The organism is Acinetobacter sp. XS-4, assembly GCF_023920705.1.
GTDB lineage: Bacteria > Pseudomonadota > Gammaproteobacteria > Pseudomonadales > Moraxellaceae > Acinetobacter.
This window is the reverse complement of sequence record NZ_CP094657.1, coordinates 2,018,442-2,038,062: the sequence shown is the minus strand read 5'-3', so window position 1 is coordinate 2,038,062 and position 19,621 is coordinate 2,018,442. Positions and strand designations below refer to the sequence as shown.

Below are 19,621 nucleotides of genomic sequence, written 5' to 3'. Positions count from 1 at the left end.
ACAAAGTATGTATCTCGCAAATTCAGAACGATACCAATCATTCCAATATCGAAAAATTAAAAATAGTGGTTTGGTATTACCCCCATTGTCACTCGGTTGCTGGCATAACTTTGGAGATGACACTCCAATTCAGCAACAAAAATCAGTACTTTACACGGCGTTTGATCATGGAATTAATCATTTCGATCTAGCCAATAATTATGGAACACCGTATGGAAGTGCAGAGAAAAATATTGGGCACTTTTTAAAAACTGACTTCAAGCCATATCGAGATGAACTCATTATTTCGACAAAGGCTGGCTGGGACATGTGGCCTGGACCTTTTGGACAAGGTGGTAGCAGCCGAAAATATCTGATGGCTAGTCTTGATCAAAGCTTACAGCGACTAGGGCTTGATTATGTCGATATTTTTTATTCACATCGTTATGACCCAGAGACACCTCTTGAAGAAACAGCCAAAACACTTGCTGATATTGTGCAACAAGGTAAAGCTCTCTATGTGGGGATTTCTTCTGGATATACACCAGAGTTAACTTTACAGTTGATAGAATTGCTTCAGGACTATCACGTTCCACTTACTTTGCATCAACCGATTTACAATTTTTTTGAACGACAGATCGAGCAAGGTTTAACGGAGACTGCTAAACAAGAGGGTTTTGGTGTAATTACGTTCTCACCACTGGCCCAAGGCCTTTTGGCTGGACGATATCTGAATGGTGTACCTGAAGACTCACGTATCGGGCGTGGTAGCCGTTATTTACAGTCAGAGCATCTCGTTGCATTGAAGCTACAGCAAATACAGCAGTTAAATGAAATAGCAAAGCATCGAGACCAAACATTGGCTCAATTTTCATTGTCATGGGTTTTAAGAGATGAACGGATTACATCGACAATCATAGGGGCTAGTCGACCAGAGCAGATCATCGAAAACTTAAAAGCATTGCAAAATACGACGTTTAGTGCAGATGAGTTGACTCAGATTGATACTATTCTAAATACGCCATAACTCTATACAAAATTTGCAGCATGGCTTTCAAGGAGCCAATGCTGCAATGATTGAGCATTTTATTTGTTAAAAGCTAAGTTTCACGGTTGCACCAATAGTACGAGGCTGACCTAAACTAGCGAGAACAATACCATTAGAAGAATTCCATGTATTGGTTACATAGGTTTCATTGGTGAGGTTTTTTACCCATAGCGCAACATCCAGTTCATTTTCACCAATATGATGTCGAGCACCTAAACTCGCATTTGTTAATCCATAGGCTTTAATGACACTGTACGGGTTATTATCTAAAGAGCCATATGACCAATCTCGCCAAGTATAACTACCCGAAACATAGGGCTGCCAGTTATTGTGTTCAGCTAAGTCATAACGGAAATTGAAATTTGCAATCCACTTCGGTACGCCATATACACGTTCTCCAGACAGATCTTGTGTATTTACGCCTGTTGGAATGCTGATATTGGATGGAGCCGGGGCATTTTTGTATTCTGTATAAGTGGTATCGTTAAGAGAACCATTAAAGTTAAGTGTAAGGCGACGAATAGGTTGATAAGTTGCATCGAGTTCGATCCCTCGGCTGCGTACTTTACCTGCATTTGCCAATACACTCACGACAGAGTTACCGACTTGTTCATAGCTTGTGGTTTGATAGTCAGAAACATCAATCCAGAATATATTGCTATTGAGCTGTAAGGTATTATTAAGAAAATTCTGTTTTAATCCAATTTCATAGTTATCTGCTTTTTCAGGATCAACCTTTAACGAGTTAGCACCCGCTGCTGGTGCAGAACCAATGCTCAGGTTAAAGCCCCCTGATTTCTCGCCGTGCGAATACGTTGCATAGGCCAATGTGCTTGGATTTAAACGATAGCTGCCAGTCAGTAAGCCAGAGTAACTTAAACCATGTTGCTTGAGTTCACCTGAGTCATATGCACCAAGCTGGGCATTTAGTAAATTACGCTCTGCTACACTTAAACCCGAAACTGGAGTACCCCCAATAGGGTCAGTTCTGTAGATACTGGCAGATTTATCTTCATAGGTGACCCGTGCACCTGTAGTGATGTCTAGCTTCGGTGTCGCATGCCATGTACTTTGACCAAATAATGCTGAGCTTTTTGTCTCAGTTGTTCCATATGAATACGAATCTCGATTATTCAAAATATTCGATTGACCATTTGCAATTAAGGTTCTCACGCTTGGTACGTTATAAAGATAAAATGCGTCCGCCGTATCTCCATATAAAGAGAAAGTCGTATTGTCTAAATGTTGCTGAAAGTAATATAGGCCAGTTACCCAATCCACTTTTTGATTTCCAGCAGATGTTAGACGTAGCTCTTGAGAATACTGTTTATCTCGAACCGAAACACCACCATTAATCAATGCATTTGAGCTGATAAAATCACTGTTAGTTGGAGTGAAGTTCCAAAAGCGATATGCACTGATCGACGTAATTTTTTTACCGCTATCTAGCGACCAATTGGCTTCTGCCGATCCACCACCTTGTTCAACAGACATATGTTGTGGGGCATCTGAATGAATTTGTTTATCTTTCCAGTTGGTATAAAGATTTTTGGCACCTGACTGTGTGGCATTTTCTAAGTAGCGATTGTAGTTATTTCCATATACGGTACTGTTAAACGTTGGCCCAGCGTAGTACACCACCATCGCGCCTTGATCATCATCTTGTTTGTTGTAATCTGCAATTAGACGTAAATTAAAATTCTCTTGCGGTTTCCAGAGAATTTGACCGCGAACACCTTCACGATCTGTATTGTTATAATCTTTACCATTATAGGTGTTATGAATAAAACCATCCTGAGTTGTTTTATAAAAAGAGAGTCGGCCTGCTACATTTTCGGATAGAGCATCTGAAAACGTTCCTTTAGCTTGCAAATAATTGCGTGAACCAAAAGAAATTTCAGCAGAATGGTCTGGGTCGAAGGTTGGCTGTTTTGAGCTAATGTTTAATAAGCCTGCCGTAGTATTTTTACCAAATAATGTCCCTTGTGGCCCGCGTAATAATTCGAGTTGAGCAATATCTAATAAATCAAATACAGCCATGCCCGGGCGACCTAAGTAAACATTGTCCAGATAGACCCCAACACTAGCTTCCAAACCATCACTGGCTGGGTTATTACCCAAACCTCGAACTGCTACACTAGATTGACGTGGGTTCAAAAAAGCAACATTAAGACTGGGTAGGGCTTGTTGTAGATCTTCAAGTTTACTGAGTTTCTGTGTTTCCAGTGTTTTGGCACTTAAAATACTAATTGGTGTTGGAACATTTTGTGCTTTTTCTTCACGTCTTCGAGTAGTCACAATAACATCTGCAAGCTGAATGACATCATCTGCTTTACTGTTTGACTGTGAATTTGACGTACTGGCTTCCGTTACCGCTGTACCTGAAGTAGTGGGAGTATCTTCGGCATAGACAATAGATGAATATCCTGCACACCCTATAAGTGAAATAAACAGACTTTGCGTGATTTTATTTAAAACTAATCTTTTTCTCTTAAAATGAAAGGTGTGCTTTTGAACTGACATTAATGACTCCATTTGTGTTTTCTTTGTGTTGATTTTAATTTTTACGTAATTGAACACTGTCATTATCAGTACAAACTTAAGTTTATATTTTGATGATCTTATCTTTATATTTAATAGTAATTTTTAAACATAGCCTTTTAAAATATTGTTCAGGTGGCAAATGTAAAAGCCAGCATGAGGTGCTGGCTTAGTACAATCTAAAGACTAATCTCTTCGTTATTTTATGCTTCAAATGGTTCTAGCTGATCATTCTGTAATAATCTTCGTTGTTGCACATTTTCAATCACACCATTTTCTTTGACATAAGTTGCCCATTCTTTGAGTAATTCATCGAGCTTTTCTGGATATTGTTTTGCTAAATCCTGAGTTTCGCCTTTATCATCTTTAAGGTTATATAGCTGCCAGCGATTTGGACCATTTGGCGCAGGGATGAAGAGCGCTTTCCATTCTCCTTTGCGCAGAGCCTTTTGACCAAATAACTCCCAGCCTGTGACATGATCTTCACTGTGAATGTGATCTTGTTGTACTTGTAAATACGGTAAGATCGAACGACCACGGAGGGGTACCAATTGACGACCTTTATACACCTGACCAGGATGCTGAATATTTAAATAATCTAGTAGGGTTGGTAGTAAATCCATGACTGTCAGAAACTCGTGGCTGATCTGATTTTGGCGTTTAAACCCTGCGTAGTGAATGAACGAAACTGTTCTAATTCCACCTTCGCTAGTGTGTGCTTTATATAAGCGAGCAGGAGCGGTGGCTGCTTGTGCCCAATGTTCTCCGTACCAAACATATGAATTTGCTCGTCCAATATTATCAATACTGTTGTCGTAATATTGCTCGATAATTTCATTAAGTTGGCCGCCAAAGACGGGCAGAGCTTCAAGTTGAGCGCCTTCTGCACCATTGTCTGATAGAAAAATAACAATGGTATTGTCCAATTCCGCTCGATCTTTGAGGTATTCGACTACACGTCCAACGTTTTGGTCCATACGATCTACCATCGCCGCATAAACCTCCATAATTCTTGAAGACTTATCACGTTGCTCTTGAGTAAGATTTTCCCAGAATGGAGTTCTAGCTAAGACAGGGTGAATCGTTGTTTCTGCATCTACCAATTGAAGTTGCTTGAGTTTCTCAAGGCGTTGCTCACGCAATTTAACAGGGCCATCTGCATAACGTCCTTTATATCGATCGATATCTTCCTGAGGTGCTTGTAAGGGCCAGTGCGGTGCAGAGAAAGGTAAGTATGCAAAAAAAGGACGTCCTTGGCGTGCTTCACCATCTTGTAAAAAGTCTAAAAGGCGAGTGGTAAAATAATCTGATGAATAAAACCCTTGAGGTAGTTCTTCCGAAAACTTATCATCTTCTGCATAGAGTCCTTTTGTTGACTTAAGTAAGCGTGGAATTTGGTCTTCTGGAATATCCGCTTCAAATAGATAATGATTGGCTGCACCAGGTAATAGTGCAAAGGAACGTTCAAATCCTTTTTTAATTGGAAAATATTCTGGTTTTAGTCCCAAATGCCATTTTCCAGACATAATGGTGTAGTAACCCGCATCTTTTAACAACTCTGGTAATGCGGCCACTTTGTTATTCAATACACCTTCGTAGCCTTCTTTACCTTCGAGTTCTGGGGTAAGGGCCTCTGCCATGGTCCCTAAACCAGCTAAATGATGGTCAGTACCTGAAAGTAACATCGCACGAGTGGGGGAGCAGGTTGACGCCGTATGAAAATTAGTAAGTCTTAAGCCGTTTAATGCCAATTCATTCAAATGAGGTGTATTGATTTCTCCGCCAAAAGCACCTAAATCTGAAAAGCCTAAATCATCTGCCACAATCAATAAAATATTAGGTTGTTTTTTGATATTTACATCTGTCATGTTTTATCCAACAAATCGACTAAAACGCTTAGTGTAAATATGACAAATTTTTATTCTGTTTCTATTCTGACAGTTATCTCCTAATAAAATCATATCATTATGACAAAAGCAGATATATCAAAGGAACTTGGTGGTACTGTTGAACTGATGAGTCTGAGCAATATCGCTTAGCTTTTCAAAGTCCAAAATAAAGATTTGGTTATATTTAACCTCAATGATGTTTTGGTTCGAAAGTGCTGCTAGTTCTTTATTAATGCTTTGTCTTGAAGTCTGCAAAAGTTCTGCCAGATTTTCCTGACTCAATTTGAGATTCAGTAAAATTTTATCTTTATCCTGATAGGAATGATAATCCACTAGAAAAACTAGTTTTTTAGCGAGACGAGTTTGCAATGTTTCAGTTGAATAAATGAAGTTTTGTTCACGATTTAGCTGTGTTCTTACACAGATTAATTTCAACACCATAAACAAAGCATCTGCGTTATTTCTGATGACATCCATAAACAATTGGCCAGGAAGGTTGGCAATTACCGTTCTACCTTGTGCAATATGGTCGTGAAGTAGGGGTTGACCCGTTACGATCGGAACAATATTGATTAATGTACCTGAGGGCACAAAAATATCAGTGTGATATTTGCCTTGAGATGTGCTCCAGCCAAGTTTAAGCGCGCCTTCAAGCAAAATATTGATATCAGTACACGGATCATTTTGATTGTATATCGTTTGATTATGATAATACTTTCTTATTTTTAAATGCTGAATAAGCGTAGATTTTTCTGTATTAGATAAAGATTGAATAACCTGATAATTTTCTAAAATACGAATACTCTTGTGAATAAATTCATTCGTTATAATTTGATGATCCAAAGATTGTCCACCGTCAAAATCATTCTGATATTTTGAGATAGGATTCCTGAACTCGATAATTGATGATGCTTTCATAATAAATCAGAGATATAAACTAAGATTTTAAACAGCTTATCAGAGTTAAAATTTATTCAAATTTCAAAAAAATATAATTTCATATTTAATTTTCATATGTGCGTGTTATTAATTATTTAAATATCAAAATAATTTTTTACGTGATGGATTGTCTCTGAAATAACAGAATAAGCCGCCGTTTCTGATAAAAATTCAGTCATATATTATGACAGGAAATTAACATGACCACATTTATTCAGAAACCAGCACAACAACTACAAGTTAAAAAATTAACTGGTCGAATTGGGGCTGAAATATCAGGCATTTATTTAAGCTCTGAGCTTGATTCACCTACAGTTCAGTTTATACACGATGCGCTACTAGAGCATAAAGTACTCTTCTTTCGTGGCCAGCAACATTTGGGGGACACAGAACAAGAGAAATTTGCAGAATTGTTTGGTTCACCCGTTAAACACCCAACAGTACCTGCGGTGGATGGCACAGATTTTATTTTTGAACTTGACTCACAAAAAGGTGCACGCGCCAATTCTTGGCATACTGATGTAACTTTTGTTGATGCCTATCCTAAAATTAGTATCTTGAGAAGCCTAATCATCCCTGAAACAGGTGGTGATACAACTTGGGCAAATACTGAAACTGCATATGAAGATCTTCCTGAGCTTTTAAAGCAATTTGCGGAACAGTTGGTAGCTGTACATTCAAATGAATATGATTATGGTGGACCAAAACAAAATGTTGAGCCTGAACAACTAGAAAGACTGAAGAAAATTTTTGTATCTACCAAGTATGAGACAGAGCATCCAGTAGTCGTATTACATCCAGAAACGGGCAAGAAAAGCCTATTACTGGGGCATTTTTTCAAACGACTTGTGGGGTTTAGCCAAAGTGACTCACAGCTTTTATTTAATATTTTACAAGAAAAAGTAACGCGACCAGAAAATACAGTGCGTTGGCAATGGCAGGAAGGAGATGTGGTGATTTGGGATAATCGCTCTACACAGCACTATGCGGTTAACGATTATGGCGATCAACATCGCGTTGTACGCCGAATTACACTTGCAGGTGAAGTAACGACTGGTGTACATGGCTTAAAAGGTAAAACCACATTACCCAAAGATTTATCAGCAGAACAACTCGAAAAAGCCAAGCTTCACGCTGTTTTAAATGCCAACTAAATACCATTTTAAGCATGCAGAACGTCACTGTCGTTAAGCAGTGACGTTATATATGTTGTTGAGAAAAACGATATGGCCACACTATCAAAACGTAATCGATTTATCTGGATTATTCCTGCACTTATTTTCGTCGCTTTGCTATTATTTATTTTTAAACCATCTTCATCAGCACCATCAAAAACAACAAATCAGACTGAAAACATTGTAAAAATTAGAATTGCAGTACCTGATCTAAGCAGTAGTGAAAGACACAGCAGCGGTACTCCATTAGTTGATTATATATATTTAAATCAGTTACTTGAAAAAGAATTAGCAAAGAAAAATATTCAGGTTGAATGGCAATTTTTTAAAGGTGCAGGACCTGTAATTAATGAAGCCTTGGCTAATAAACAATTAGATTTTGCTTTTTTAGGTGACTTAGCCGCTATTATTGGTAAATCGAATCAAATCGATACCACATTATTGTTAGCGACTGGACGGCACATAGATGCTTATTTGGGGGTTTTGCCAAATAAAGGATATACCAGTCTCGAACAGTTAAAAGGTAAACGAATAGCAATTTTTCAAGGAACTGCTATGCAATTGTCGTTTGATCAATATATCGAGCGGTATGGCTTTACTGAAAAAGATTTCCGCATTATTAATTTGGATCCTGCTGCGGCCAATGCAGCACTTGCAGCTAAGCAAATTGATGCAAGCTGGGGTTTGATGTCAATTCTGGCGCTCAAACAGCAGAAAATTGTAGAGGTTCCGTTGAGTACTGGGCAGAGACAGGATGGAGCTGGAACAATTCAATCAGGTCTGGTGGGTCGTAGTGAGTTTATTAAACAACATCCTGAAATTGTCCAAACATTGGTCAATACAGTTTTACAATCAGCACATTGGGTTTCACAGCCTGAAAACCGCGATAATGCCATTCAACTTGTCACTAAAAATGCAGGATTACCAACAGAACTCTATGCATTAAGTCTACAAGACAAATCCTTAAAAACAGTTTTTTCACCACTTTTGGATGAATATTATCTAGGGCATCTACAAGAAGGTGTACAGACTGCATTAAAGGCCAAACTGATAAAACGCGATGTTAATGTAAAACAATGGCAAAATGCTGAGTTTGTCGAGCGAGGAATTCAACAGTTGAATTACGTCAATTATTGGAACTCTTCAAAATAAAATTATTAAATTAACTTAGCTGTGCAAAAAGACCTTAACAAAAGGTCTTTTTTATAAACTTCATAGTATGCCTCTAAAATAATTAATGATTCTTTGTAGAGGCAACAAGTATAGCTAAACGTACAACAACAGAATCAAGGACTTAATAGTGAATTATATAACTATTCGCATAATGTATATTATGTTAAATAGAAGATTTGGAAACCTACCATATATAAGGCTCTGGCTACTCTACGTTGCTGCTACGCCGTTGATTCTTTAATCCAGTAAATTCTTAGCTTGGTATCTACTGCTCAAGCAACTTACTAGGCCGTGGCACTCTTAACAACTTAAATTGACTAACCCTATTTCTAATCTTAGCCAGAAAAACACTCTAGGCAGCTTTTTATAAAATGACATTACATTTTAATTTGCCCTAGCTAGAACGCGTAAGCTACTTACCACCTTTACGGGCTTCATTTTTGGCTACTGGCTACTGCGATACAGATTTCTTTCCCTAAATTGCCTTTTGAGCATTAAAGTTATTAATTTGCTTAGGCTAAATTTCAACACACAGAATATTTTATATCTTACTGAAATTTATAAATATATTTTATAAATACCCTTTACAGGCTTAGAAAAACTGATATAGTACGTGCGTACAGCTATTCTTTAGATTTCCATCACCACAGTACATACTGTATTTCAAATACTCACACCAACTGTATTAAAAAATACTCAAGTAATCTCTTCCTTTCATCTGGTTTGTTCGGATCTAAAAGCTGAACCATTGCTCCATCAATCACAAACAAAAACATGTGCGCATCTTGTTTTGAAGCATTTTCATTGCTTTTTAAAAGCAAATTATAGATTTCATTAATCAGCCAATTTCGATAATCAACTACGGTCTGATAAGCCTTAGGATGTGTTTTAGCAATTTCAAAAATCGCTTTAAACGGCAAATGGTAAAGCCCATCTAAGTCGGCGTGTAAGTAATAAATTTTGCGGAGCTTTTCAATTAGCGTTAATTCTTTTTGAACATTGATAATCGATATGACTTCATGTTTAAGGCCGTCTTTTTGAAAGTTTAAGCTCATTTCAATGAGACGTTCTTTTGAGTGAAAGTAATTATAAAACGTGGCTTTTGGGATTTTTGCCGACTCTATAATTCGGTCTACTCCAACATTATGAAAGCCGTATTTATTAAAAAGATAGCGTGAGGTATGCAGTACACTTAAAGCACGAAATGGAAGATCTGAATGTGGCATAGTTTTACCGTTCTAAAATAAATTCTTGTTGTATATAAATGAGATATAAAAGCCTTCATTTTTTTAAAGGTCAAAAAAAGGCACAGCAAAGCCATAAAGACTGTGCTTGGCACATCTCAAGTTTTAGTTGTTGATGAAAGTTTTAAGTAATAACGAACTAAAGCCTGGAAAAGCCTTACGGCGATCAAGCTGCGTTAAATGTTTTAAGCTGTGTTGTTATAGCTTTTGGCAATGGTTGCCAAGAAATGATGAATGTACAAAGCCAACTCCTTTTTATTGGGAGTTCTGCCAGACATTTATAAAATTATGGTGGCAGAACGGAAGAGGGTTCGCAGACTTGGTAATACACAAGCACACCCGAAGGTGTCCCTCTCCCGTCCTACCGCTACGGGAGGAGACTAGGAGCTTACACACAAAACTATCCCTCAGACGGAATAATTCTGATGCGGTATTACAAACGGTCTGCGACGACCGGTTGGCAATGTAGGCCAACAGGCAAATGGTAATCTCCAATATTTAAGGTGTCAATGTGAAATTGGCTATAAATTATTTAAATAGTTATTATTTTTCATTTAATTACATAATTAAGGAAAATCTTAAGTAAAGATTAATAGTTAAAGATCAAAAGAATTTATTCTCTAGAAAGTCAAATATCTATTTTAGATTTGGCTATCGATAAAGAATTTACCGACAGCCATTTTTTATGGTTTACCCTAAAATCGACTCTGATTTATAGCTCTAGTAAAGGAGGCAATTCCATTCGGGCAATTTGAAAAGCTTCTTCTCGATTAATTCCAAGTGCGCAAAGTAATAATTCAGCTATCTCTGTACCAGAGTCTCTCCAAGTTTTATGACCCTCCAACACTAGAAAGATCGAGGTTAAAACTGAGCCAGCAATCAAAGAAATAATAGAAATCAACTGGTCTTCACGAAAGCTATAACGCTTACCTTCCAATCCAGCTATGACATCTGGTAACGGTGAATCACTACCAGTCCATAATGCCATTAAAGAAGTTGAACTAAATGCAAAACGACATATGAATCGTCCCCAGTCTGGTTCTTCATGTGCCCGACGAATATACATGCGAACACCTTGAGCTAGACGAATAGCTGGGTCTTCTTCGTTACCAAAACTTTTAATAATTCTGGCATTCATTTCAACTGAAAGTTGTGAGGCAATATCTTCAAATAAAGTTTCAGGCGATAACTTATTATTATAGATTGTGCCACGAGCCACACCTGAAGCTGCGGCTAATTCAGAAACACTAATGTTAGTTGATCCACTTTCAGCAAAAAGTTTCAAAGCTGTTTTATGGATTCTTTGCTGAGATGAAGATAAACTCACTGTATAAGACCCTTTAAACAAAATAATAATATTTGAACAGATTTGGCTATTATTATACAGTTTTTATTACCCATTAAAACTTTTTGTAAGCTTCTTTCTCAGCCATCCCCAATTTTGATTTTTATCAGACTCTCTATAATTCTTTAAATCAAGAATCTGTTTTTCGATTGAGTGAGCAACCTGTTCCCTTATTTTCCATATATCTTTTTCATTAAGGACAACCTCAGCTGTAGAAATTCTTTCTCCAAAGCTAAAATAAAATCTTTGGGGCTTAGGAATAGGTAAGTAACCTACACCTGTGGGTATAGGTGGCAAAATATCCCCACCTCTTAATTTTTCATTTAGCTTTAATTTTGAAAGTAGTTTCTGTGCCGTAGTATTATTCTGTATATCATTTGCATCAAGAACAATATCAAAACAATCATCTGCTCCTAAAGAAGCAAATGGGATAATGTCATAGCCATGCTCTATAGCTAGACGTGCAAAACCTGTACGCTTTTTCCAAATTAATTGATAGCTTTCTCCTTTACGGCGCATTACCTCACGTGCACCACCTGGAAAAACTAGAATAGACTGTCCACTTGACATAAGTGCATGACAATTTTCTGGTGTACCTAATACCATTCCACCTTTCTTTAAAATATCTCTCCAAATTGGGATATGAAAATGCATACGGTCACCTAATGACCGTAAGTGAACACCATGTTCTAATCTTAGATGTTCTAGAATAAGAGGAACATCTAATAGACCATACAACGTATGATTTCCTACAAATAATGCAGGTTTGGACATATCAAGTTGATCTGAATTAAAAAAAACTGGATCAAAATACCATCGTTCTAAATTACGTCCCCATTTACCATAATTTTCTTCTGGGGGCACAAAGTTATCCATTTTATTCTCCTGTTCATATTAAGAAGACGTCCCTGTATTCTTAACTTAAATTATTGTTTTACCCAATTTAGGCTTTGTTCCCACAGCTCGTTTGCTAAGTTTATATTTTGAGCAGCATGTGAAGAAACTTTGACTTTACAGTCTTCATAATAAAAACCTGTATCACCAGCTACTTGTGGTTGAGTTGCACAATAAAGTGTAGTTTTCGCGCCCTCTTCAGGACTAATCATGAAATGGCTAATGAGCTTAACAAACGGTTGTGGCATTGCCCTCCATACATTTGTTGAAACAACACCAGGATGTACTGCATAAACCGTAACGCCTGTACCATATAAACGGCGTCCCAGTTCTTTTGCAAAAAGAATATTTGCAAGTTTAGCCACCGCATATTCTTTTAAACCACCAAAACTGTGAGTAGGTTTTAATACCGCATTGAAATTAATACTCTGAACGTGTCGATGAGCTTTACTAGCAACCACAACGACACGTGCTGGTTTAGATTCAATTAATTTTTCAGTCAATAATTTAGTTAAAAGAAAGTGACCAACATGACAAACACCAAACGTTAATTCGAAGCCTGATTGCGTTAGACCTTTCTGGCCTGCTAATCCAGCATTTGCTATTAATAAATGCAATGGAAGATCACGAGAAAGAAAACTTTCGGCACAGCGACGTACAGAATCTAAATCAGCTAAATCTAACTCTATGAATTCAACTTTTGCCTGACCATGGGACAAACTTTGAATTTCTTGAATTACAGATTGCGCCTTGTTAATAGATCGGCATGCCAAAAAAACATGATAACCTTGGAGTGCCAATTCTCTGGCAGTGACTGCCCCAATACCTGAGTTTGCACCAGTTACTAAAGCAACTTTTCCATTTAATTTTAAATAAGACATGCTCTTATCCTTCTTGTTTTTGTTTTAATAGATCTAAGGCAACATCGACAATCATATCTTCTTGACCACCTACCATACGACGACGCCCCAACTCCACTAAGATATCAACTGTACTTAAACCATAGCGCTTAGAGGCAATTTCTGCATGGCGTAAGAAACTTGAATAGACGCCCGCATAGCCTAGCGCAAGTGTTTCTCGGTCAACTCGTACAGGACGATCCTGTAATGGTCTTACCAACTCATCAGCAGCATTCATCAACGTGAATAAATCAGTTCCATGATGCCAACCCAAGCGTTCAGCAGCAGCGATAAATACTTCCAACGGTGCATTACCAGCGCCTGCTCCCATACCAGCAAGACTTGCATCAATACGGTCACAGCCTTCTTCTACAGCAACAATTGAGTTTGCGACACCTAAGCTTAAGTTATGATGAGCATGTATACCTGTTTCTGTTGAAGGATCTAATATATCTTTCATGGCTCTAAAACGTGCACGAATATCATTCATAGACATAGCCCCACCAGAATCTACGACATAGATACATTGCGCACCGTAGGATTCCATGAGTTTGCCTTGTTGCGCCAATGCTTCAGGCGTGGTCATATGACTCATCATTAAGAAACCAACAGTATCCATTCCCAACTCTCTAGCATATTCAATATGCTGTTTGGAGATATCGGCTTCGGTACAGTGTGTTGCCACACGAACAACGCGGGCACCAGCGTTATAAGCAGCCTTAAGATCATGGATGGTACCTATACCAGGAAGTAGTAATGTCGCAATTTGTGAATGCGTGAGTACATCTGCTGCAGCTTCAATCCACTCTAAATCAGTGTGCGCCCCAAACCCATAATTAAAGCTTGACCCTTGCAACCCATCACCATGAGCAATCTCAATACTATCTACTTTTGCCTGATCTAAGGCTTTAGCAATTTCTTGTATATTCTGAATTGAATATTGATGACGGATTGCATGGCTACCATCACGTAACGTCACATCAGATATATATAGCTTTTTTAAAGATGCAATCATTTTAAACTCCAGCAGCTGTATTGTTCATTTGAATAAACTCTGCAATCTTTTCTCCTGTTGCCAAAGCAGCTGACGTCATAATGTCTAGATTCCCAGCATAAGCAGGTAAATAATGCGCAGCTCCTTCAACCTCTAGAAAAACACTGGTTTTAAGTCCTGAAAACTTTCCAAGCCCAGGTATATTTAAAGGTGACTCTTCGGGGATTACATCAAACTGAACTTTTTGTTTTAATCTATATCCGCTCACATATTTTTGAACTTGTTCAACGATTTGTTCAATTGACTCTTCAACTTCAGTTTGGCTCGCATTTTCAGAAAGAACATATACCGTGTCACGCATCAGTAATGGCGGTTCAGCTGGGTTTAGGACAATGATTGCTTTTCCTTTAGCTGCACCTCCTACTATCTCCAATGCTTTTGATGTTGTTTCAGTAAACTCATCAATATTTGCTCTAGTACCAGGACCTGCTGATTTACTTGAAATAGAGGCAACAATTTCAGCGTAATGAACTTTTGCAACTTTAGAAACGGCGGCAACAATAGGTATAGTCGCCTGCCCACCACAGGTCACCATATTTACGTTTGGCTGCTTAACATGTTGTTCGAGGTTCACAACAGGAACACAATATGGGCCTATTGCTGCTGGCGTTAAATCGATCATACGAATATTAGGTTTATAACTTCTTAGTAAAGCATCATTTTTAATATGTGCATTTGCTGAAGTTGCATCAAAAATGATTTCAATATCTTTAAACTCAGGCAAGTTAATAAGCCCTTGTACGCCTTCAAATGTTGTTGAAATTCCTAATCGTTTAGCTCGGGCTAACCCATCAGAATCAGGGTCGATTCCAACCATTGCAGTAATTTCTAGATGCTCGCCGTAACGTAACATCTTGATCATTAAGTCACTGCCAATATTGCCACTACCAATAATCGCAGCCTTAATTTTGTTTTTTGATTGTTCACTCATTTTATTATCTCCCTATATTAACGTGCAGCTAACCGAACCTAAGCGGTCAATATAGGCAGTCACATTATCGCCAGCTTGTACATTTACCATGGGCCCTAATGCGCCTGATAAAATAACTTCTCCCGCTTTTAAACCAATCCCCTTTTCACACATCGTACGAGCTAACCACCAAGCAGCCTTTAGAGGATGTCCTAAACAAGCAACACCACTACCTTCGGATGCAATTTTATGATTGTGCAAAAGTTCCATCTTTACTTCTGCAAGATTGAACGTTCCGATTTCAATGGGTTGATTACCTAAAACAAATAAACCACAAGAAGCATTATCTGCAACCGTATCTTCTAAAGTGATTTTCCAATTATGAATCGCACTATCAACAATTTCTAAAGCAGGTAATGCGTAATCTAATGTTGATAAAAACTCTCCCCATGATGGAATTGGCCCCTTTAAATCACGACCAACAATAAAAGCAATTTCCGCTTCAATTTTAGGTTGTAATAAATGGCTTACTGGAACCTCATCTCCATGAAGAAACTCCATATCATCAAATAAAATCCCGAAATCTGGCTGATCAACTCCTAACTGCTGCTGTACTGCTTTAGAGGTTAAACCAACTTTCTTACCGATAATTCTGACACCTTGGCTCAGTTTAAAATCGGTATTAATTTTGGCTACCGCATAGGCTTCATCTAAACCTGAAATTTTATATGACTGTGATATTTGCTCTATTGTCTGTCTGGAGTGTCTAGCATTTCGTAATGCAATTGCCGCAGTCTCTAAACGTACTTGATCATTCATGCTCATACGCTTGCCTCACTAACTACATGTAACTTACGCTGAGCCGTAGTTAAATCCAGCTGATGCTTAAGCTGTTGTATGGTTGAATTAATTTCATCTTGGTTCACAACAGCAAAGGTAAATTTATCTGGCCGTAACAAGGCAATAGGCTGAGATGCTTTACACGCTTTTCTAAGCCAGCAGACCATATCACCAGCAATATCTTCAACTTCAATCACTTCAGGATTTAAATTCCGGCTGATATGACCTTGTGGACGATCAGAATATGGATACAAAGTAATAAATTTACAGCCTATTTGCTTCAATACTTGTTTTGACGTATTTGATAAACCAATTGTTGGATCTACTGATAATCCAATCAAAGAATAGTGCTCACCTAATAGAGAATCTAAAAGTTCAGGTCGCCCATCGAAACCACGGACTATAGGTTGTGGAGATAAACCACCTTCAGGGCTTAAACGATGTTTACGTGCCAAACCAAAATATTGACCTTTGGTGTAAATGGGTTTTGGTTTGAAGCCCCCTTCTTGTCCCCACTCTTTTAGTTTTGGGGTCGCAAGTACGCCTTTGATTACACCATCTCGAATTTTCCCAATCACGGGATTGGTCATTGAAACAAGATCTTTTAATAAAACAGATCCTTGTATCATTGCCTTAGCATGGTCACGACGTTCACTTTCATAGCTATCTAATAACTTATCTCCAGCCTGACCATTTAATACAGCACTGAGTTTCCAACCTAGATTTCCCGCATCTCGTATACCTGAGCTCGCACCCTGTCCCATAAATTGCGGAGTCATATGGGCTGCATCACCTGCCAAAAGTACACGTTTATCACGCCATTGATTAGCTACTAAAGCATTAAAGGTATAAACCAATTTACGCTTTACTTCGAAATCATCAGGATTAACAAATTTGGATAGCAACATGCGTACTGTTTCTGGTTGCTCCATATATTCTTTGGTTTGTCCTTTTTTCAGCATAAACTCAAAACGATGAAATCCATCAGGCTGGACACAACTCACAACTGGCAAATCAGGATCAACAACAAAATTAAAATAAGGTAAATGGCGCAAACCTTTATTTCGGTCTTTCTGTTTTAAATCAACAACGAGCCATGGTTCTGGAAAGTTTTTACCAGACATTTCAATACCCAGCTTGGCACGCACTGTACTTCGACCACCATCTGCACCAACTAAATAACGGGCTGTGATCTGTTGAATATCAGTATCGTCCTGTACTTCGGTTTTAACATCTGATTCATCACTAAAACGATAGACCTGTGTTGCTTGATGGGTCACAGTGACACTATTTACATCCTGACTAAAATTAATCAGTTCTCGCCCACGTAAAATCTTAACGTTTGGATATTGTGCTAAACCATTTGTTAAAGAAGTTTCCAAATAAGGCTGATAATAGAAATTAACAACTGGCCAACCAAATGGACGCTTTAATGGTTTGTATTGAGCAATTACAGATCCATCTGGTCGAACTAACTGAACAGGTGTATCAATGAGCATATCCTTTTGTAATTCTTCAGCCATATCAATAGACTGAAAGATTCGCATACACTCATCATCGGTATAAACAGCCCGAGCATTACCATAAAATACGGGTTCACGTTCTAATACCAAAACTTGGTGTCCATATTTTCCTAAAACGTGTGCCAATACCAAACCAGTAGGTCCTAGACCTGCAATAATCACATCAACATTCAATGATGTAGATTTTTTTGTTTTTTGATCATTCATGTTTAGAGCCTCTAAAGCTAGATGGGAGAATATTCAGGGTGAATTGCCGTTGATATTCCCTGCTTAAAATTACTCAAATTTGTAGAGAACATATAAAGTTTGGTGGGGTTTTCAGGCTTGTGCCCCCAAGAACTGATCGCAAAATATTTGGTCGGTTTCCATGTTGTCTCGTTTACAACCAATGGAGCCCAACCTAGCTCAATTTCAAAGCCAGATGGACTAATGACATAAAATGACAGTTCTTTGTCATTTGGGTGTTGTCCAATTTCGTGAGCCATTTCATATCCAAGTTGCTTACAACGCTGAAAAGCACTAGATAAATCATCTAAAGACGCGCCTTGTAAATTCATATGCTGAACTTTGGTACGAATTGGGTCTAAAGGGATTTCTCTTGTGGTTGCAATCGCAATCGAATGATGGCGTTCATTAAGACGAAGAAAAGTAATATCTAGAGTGACACCACTGATCACCTGCTCAATATAATCACTAACTCTGGCATTAAATATTTCCTGCCAGAATCTTTGCATTTTCATAGGTTTTCTTGATGTAATGGCTACATGTCCCATACCAGCTTTGTCAGTAACAAAACTCGACGTCAGCATATTTAAGGATTCATCTGTCAACGTAGGTTCAACAAACAGCTCTATATTTTGTTTCTTAGGGCCTAAAATTCGCCAAAATTCCTTTACACCTCTTTGCTCAGCCTCAGCTAAGCTACTTTTTTCTATAGTAATTTCACGTTCAGTTAAACGTTTTAAAATAATATTCAGGGTTTCTTCATCTTCAACTTGCCACCCCAAAGCAACAAAGTCTTCTGCACTACCTTTTTGAATGATCAGACGTTTAGAATGCTTATCCATTCGAAAGCTTATTTCATTGATAGACTTTTCATCCGCATTGAAATGCAAACCTAAACCCTGCTGCAGAAAGGTTTTCCAATCTTTTAGTTTGTTTGATTCAATTACTGCGTAACCCATGCGTACTGAACCAAAAATATCTCGATCAATTGTTGAGGTGTTCATATCTCTTCCTCCTCAAACAACGTTCTGTCTGGCAAAAAAATCTAGACTAAGCTTGTTAAATTCATCAGCTCTTTCCCACTGTACCCAGTGCCCCGTATTAGCAAATAAGTAAACATCACAATTTGGCATTATTTTCTGCAAAGTTAATGCACCACTTGGACGATTAACCAAATCATTCGCGCCCCATACTACTAATGTAGGAACTTTGCATTTTTTTAGTCTTGAATCACGAGTGAAATCCATTCGGATTGCCCCTTTTAAACCCGTAGGTCTTCTTAATGGTGGGGCTGCAACGACGTCAGGATCGATACTTGCTTGAAAACGCTCTCGAATAACACTTTCTGGAACTTGACTTCCATCAAATACAAGATATTCGCGGATAAAAGTTCTTAGTTTATCGATAGTTGGTCCATTACCACTGTAGTAATTCAATAAACAATTCAAACCCTTGGTTGGTAAAGCTTTAGTCGTATTAATACCACCAGGACCCATAAGAACTAAGCTCGAAACTCGTTCAGGTTGTTCAAGAGCCATGCGTAATCCACAAGCTCCGCCAAGAGAATTGCCAATAATATGAACTTTCTTAATCTTTAACTGATCAAGTAGACCAAACATAGTATCAGCTAAGTCACCAAATGGATCATCACGATTCACGCCTTTTGTAGACTGACCATAACCCTTCATATCAGGTATGAGTACACGATATTTTTCCGCCAGCGCATCTATATTCTTTGAATAATTTGATAATCCAGAGGCGCCTGGGCCGCCACCATGCAACATAAGGACTGGGAAACCTTCACCTTGTTCATTAAGAAAAATTTGTCTATCACCAAATTTAACGGTTTGGGATATCAAGGTATTCGCTTTCATCATTTTATTTCTCAAATACTCCACAAAACCAATTTGAACACATGTGTTCAAATTATTCAACATTTGTTC

The 19,621-nt window shown here is 38.1% G+C and carries 16 protein-coding genes; 3 read left to right on the top strand and 13 right to left on the bottom strand.

Annotated features, from left to right (window positions below; genetic code table 11):
• Positions 1-7 precede the first annotated feature (7 nt).
• Positions 8-1,006, top strand: coding sequence for an L-glyceraldehyde 3-phosphate reductase (mgrA, locus tag MMY79_RS09530; protein WP_252613337.1), 999 nt, complete (start codon positions 8-10; stop codon positions 1,004-1,006).
• Positions 1,007-1,072: 66 nt separating this feature from the next.
• Here mgrA and MMY79_RS09525 read toward each other — a convergent pair whose 3' ends face one another.
• The 3 genes from MMY79_RS09525 to MMY79_RS09515 form a co-directional block, all read right to left on the bottom strand.
• The gene (locus MMY79_RS09525; protein ID WP_252613336.1) at positions 1,073-3,562 is read right to left on the bottom strand and encodes a TonB-dependent receptor; all 2,490 of its coding nucleotides are present in this window, start codon (positions 3,560-3,562) and stop codon (positions 1,073-1,075) included.
• 209 nt (positions 3,563-3,771) lie between these two features.
• Entirely contained in the window at positions 3,772-5,436 is a 1,665-nt protein-coding gene (locus MMY79_RS09520) for an arylsulfatase (RefSeq protein ID WP_252613335.1), read from the bottom strand.
• 117 nt (positions 5,437-5,553) lie between these two features.
• On the bottom strand, positions 5,554-6,375 hold the full coding sequence (locus MMY79_RS09515) for a Crp/Fnr family transcriptional regulator (RefSeq protein ID WP_199988069.1): 822 nt from the start codon (positions 6,373-6,375) through the stop codon (positions 5,554-5,556).
• 221 nt (positions 6,376-6,596) lie between these two features.
• On the opposite strand from MMY79_RS09515, the gene MMY79_RS09510 reads away from it, so the two are divergent.
• Together MMY79_RS09510 and MMY79_RS09505 are read left to right on the top strand one after the other, a co-directional pair.
• Positions 6,597-7,550: a TauD/TfdA family dioxygenase gene (locus tag MMY79_RS09510; protein WP_252613334.1), complete on the top strand. Its 954-nt coding sequence runs from the start codon at positions 6,597-6,599 to the stop codon at positions 7,548-7,550.
• A gap of 72 nt (positions 7,551-7,622) precedes the next feature.
• Positions 7,623-8,723 (top strand): ABC transporter substrate-binding protein, encoded by a 1,101-nt coding sequence (locus MMY79_RS09505; protein ID WP_252613332.1) that lies wholly within the window; start codon positions 7,623-7,625, stop codon positions 8,721-8,723.
• A gap of 692 nt (positions 8,724-9,415) precedes the next feature.
• On the opposite strand, the gene MMY79_RS09500 is transcribed toward MMY79_RS09505, so the two are convergent.
• The 10 genes from MMY79_RS09500 to MMY79_RS09455 all read right to left on the bottom strand — a co-directional run bounded on the left by MMY79_RS09500 (position 9,416) and on the right by MMY79_RS09455 (position 19,537).
• On the bottom strand, positions 9,416-9,970 hold the full coding sequence (locus MMY79_RS09500) for a TetR/AcrR family transcriptional regulator (protein ID WP_252613330.1): 555 nt from the start codon (positions 9,968-9,970) through the stop codon (positions 9,416-9,418).
• Between the two features lie 730 nt (positions 9,971-10,700).
• Complete coding sequence (locus tag MMY79_RS09495) at positions 10,701-11,315, bottom strand: TetR/AcrR family transcriptional regulator (protein ID WP_252613328.1); 615 nt, start codon at positions 11,313-11,315, stop codon at positions 10,701-10,703.
• A 66-nt stretch (positions 11,316-11,381) separates the two neighbouring features.
• Positions 11,382-12,209 carry a lysophospholipid acyltransferase family protein gene (locus MMY79_RS09490; protein WP_252613326.1) on the bottom strand — a complete coding sequence of 276 codons (828 nt, stop codon included), beginning with the start codon at positions 12,207-12,209 and terminating at the stop codon, positions 11,382-11,384.
• Positions 12,210-12,259: 50 nt separating this feature from the next.
• Positions 12,260-13,108: an SDR family oxidoreductase gene (locus MMY79_RS09485; RefSeq protein ID WP_252613324.1), complete on the bottom strand. Its 849-nt coding sequence runs from the start codon at positions 13,106-13,108 to the stop codon at positions 12,260-12,262.
• A 4-nt stretch (positions 13,109-13,112) separates the two neighbouring features.
• Positions 13,113-14,141 (bottom strand): 4-hydroxy-2-oxovalerate aldolase, encoded by a 1,029-nt coding sequence (dmpG, locus tag MMY79_RS09480; protein ID WP_252613322.1) that lies wholly within the window; start codon positions 14,139-14,141, stop codon positions 13,113-13,115.
• A gap of 1 nt (position 14,142) precedes the next feature.
• Positions 14,143-15,111, bottom strand: a complete 969-nt coding sequence (locus MMY79_RS09475) for an acetaldehyde dehydrogenase (acetylating) (protein ID WP_252613320.1) — start codon at positions 15,109-15,111, stop codon at positions 14,143-14,145.
• Positions 15,112-15,123: 12 nt separating this feature from the next.
• Positions 15,124-15,915: a fumarylacetoacetate hydrolase family protein gene (locus tag MMY79_RS09470; RefSeq protein ID WP_252613317.1), complete on the bottom strand. Its 792-nt coding sequence runs from the start codon at positions 15,913-15,915 to the stop codon at positions 15,124-15,126.
• Complete coding sequence (locus MMY79_RS09465) at positions 15,912-17,660, bottom strand: bifunctional 3-(3-hydroxy-phenyl)propionate/3-hydroxycinnamic acid hydroxylase (protein ID WP_252613315.1); 1,749 nt, start codon at positions 17,658-17,660, stop codon at positions 15,912-15,914. The genes MMY79_RS09470 and MMY79_RS09465 overlap by 4 nt, the downstream gene beginning before the upstream one ends.
• Before the next feature lie 17 nt (positions 17,661-17,677).
• Positions 17,678-18,682 (bottom strand): VOC family protein, encoded by a 1,005-nt coding sequence (locus MMY79_RS09460; protein WP_042077422.1) that lies wholly within the window; start codon positions 18,680-18,682, stop codon positions 17,678-17,680.
• A gap of 12 nt (positions 18,683-18,694) precedes the next feature.
• The gene (locus tag MMY79_RS09455; RefSeq protein WP_252613313.1) at positions 18,695-19,537 is read right to left on the bottom strand and encodes an alpha/beta fold hydrolase; all 843 of its coding nucleotides are present in this window, start codon (positions 19,535-19,537) and stop codon (positions 18,695-18,697) included.
• Positions 19,538-19,621 lie beyond the last annotated feature (84 nt).

Coding starts and splice junctions, on each gene's coding strand:
- mgrA (WP_252613337.1), top strand. CDS start 8: ATGTATCTCGCAAATTCAGAACGATACCAATCATTCCAATATCGAAAA.
- MMY79_RS09525 (WP_252613336.1), bottom strand. CDS start 3,562: ATGGAGTCATTAATGTCAGTTCAAAAGCACACCTTTCATTTTAAGAGA.
- MMY79_RS09520 (WP_252613335.1), bottom strand. CDS start 5,436: ATGACAGATGTAAATATCAAAAAACAACCTAATATTTTATTGATTGTG.
- MMY79_RS09515 (WP_199988069.1), bottom strand. CDS start 6,375: ATGAAAGCATCATCAATTATCGAGTTCAGGAATCCTATCTCAAAATAT.
- MMY79_RS09510 (WP_252613334.1), top strand. CDS start 6,597: ATGACCACATTTATTCAGAAACCAGCACAACAACTACAAGTTAAAAAA.
- MMY79_RS09505 (WP_252613332.1), top strand. CDS start 7,623: ATGGCCACACTATCAAAACGTAATCGATTTATCTGGATTATTCCTGCA.
- MMY79_RS09500 (WP_252613330.1), bottom strand. CDS start 9,970: ATGCCACATTCAGATCTTCCATTTCGTGCTTTAAGTGTACTGCATACC.
- MMY79_RS09490 (WP_252613326.1), bottom strand. CDS start 12,209: ATGGATAACTTTGTGCCCCCAGAAGAAAATTATGGTAAATGGGGACGT.
- MMY79_RS09485 (WP_252613324.1), bottom strand. CDS start 13,108: ATGTCTTATTTAAAATTAAATGGAAAAGTTGCTTTAGTAACTGGTGCA.
- dmpG (WP_252613322.1), bottom strand. CDS start 14,141: ATGATTGCATCTTTAAAAAAGCTATATATATCTGATGTGACGTTACGT.
- MMY79_RS09475 (WP_252613320.1), bottom strand. CDS start 15,111: ATGAGTGAACAATCAAAAAACAAAATTAAGGCTGCGATTATTGGTAGT.
- MMY79_RS09470 (WP_252613317.1), bottom strand. CDS start 15,915: ATGAGCATGAATGATCAAGTACGTTTAGAGACTGCGGCAATTGCATTA.
- MMY79_RS09465 (WP_252613315.1), bottom strand. CDS start 17,660: ATGAATGATCAAAAAACAAAAAAATCTACATCATTGAATGTTGATGTG.
- MMY79_RS09460 (WP_042077422.1), bottom strand. CDS start 18,682: ATGAACACCTCAACAATTGATCGAGATATTTTTGGTTCAGTACGCATG.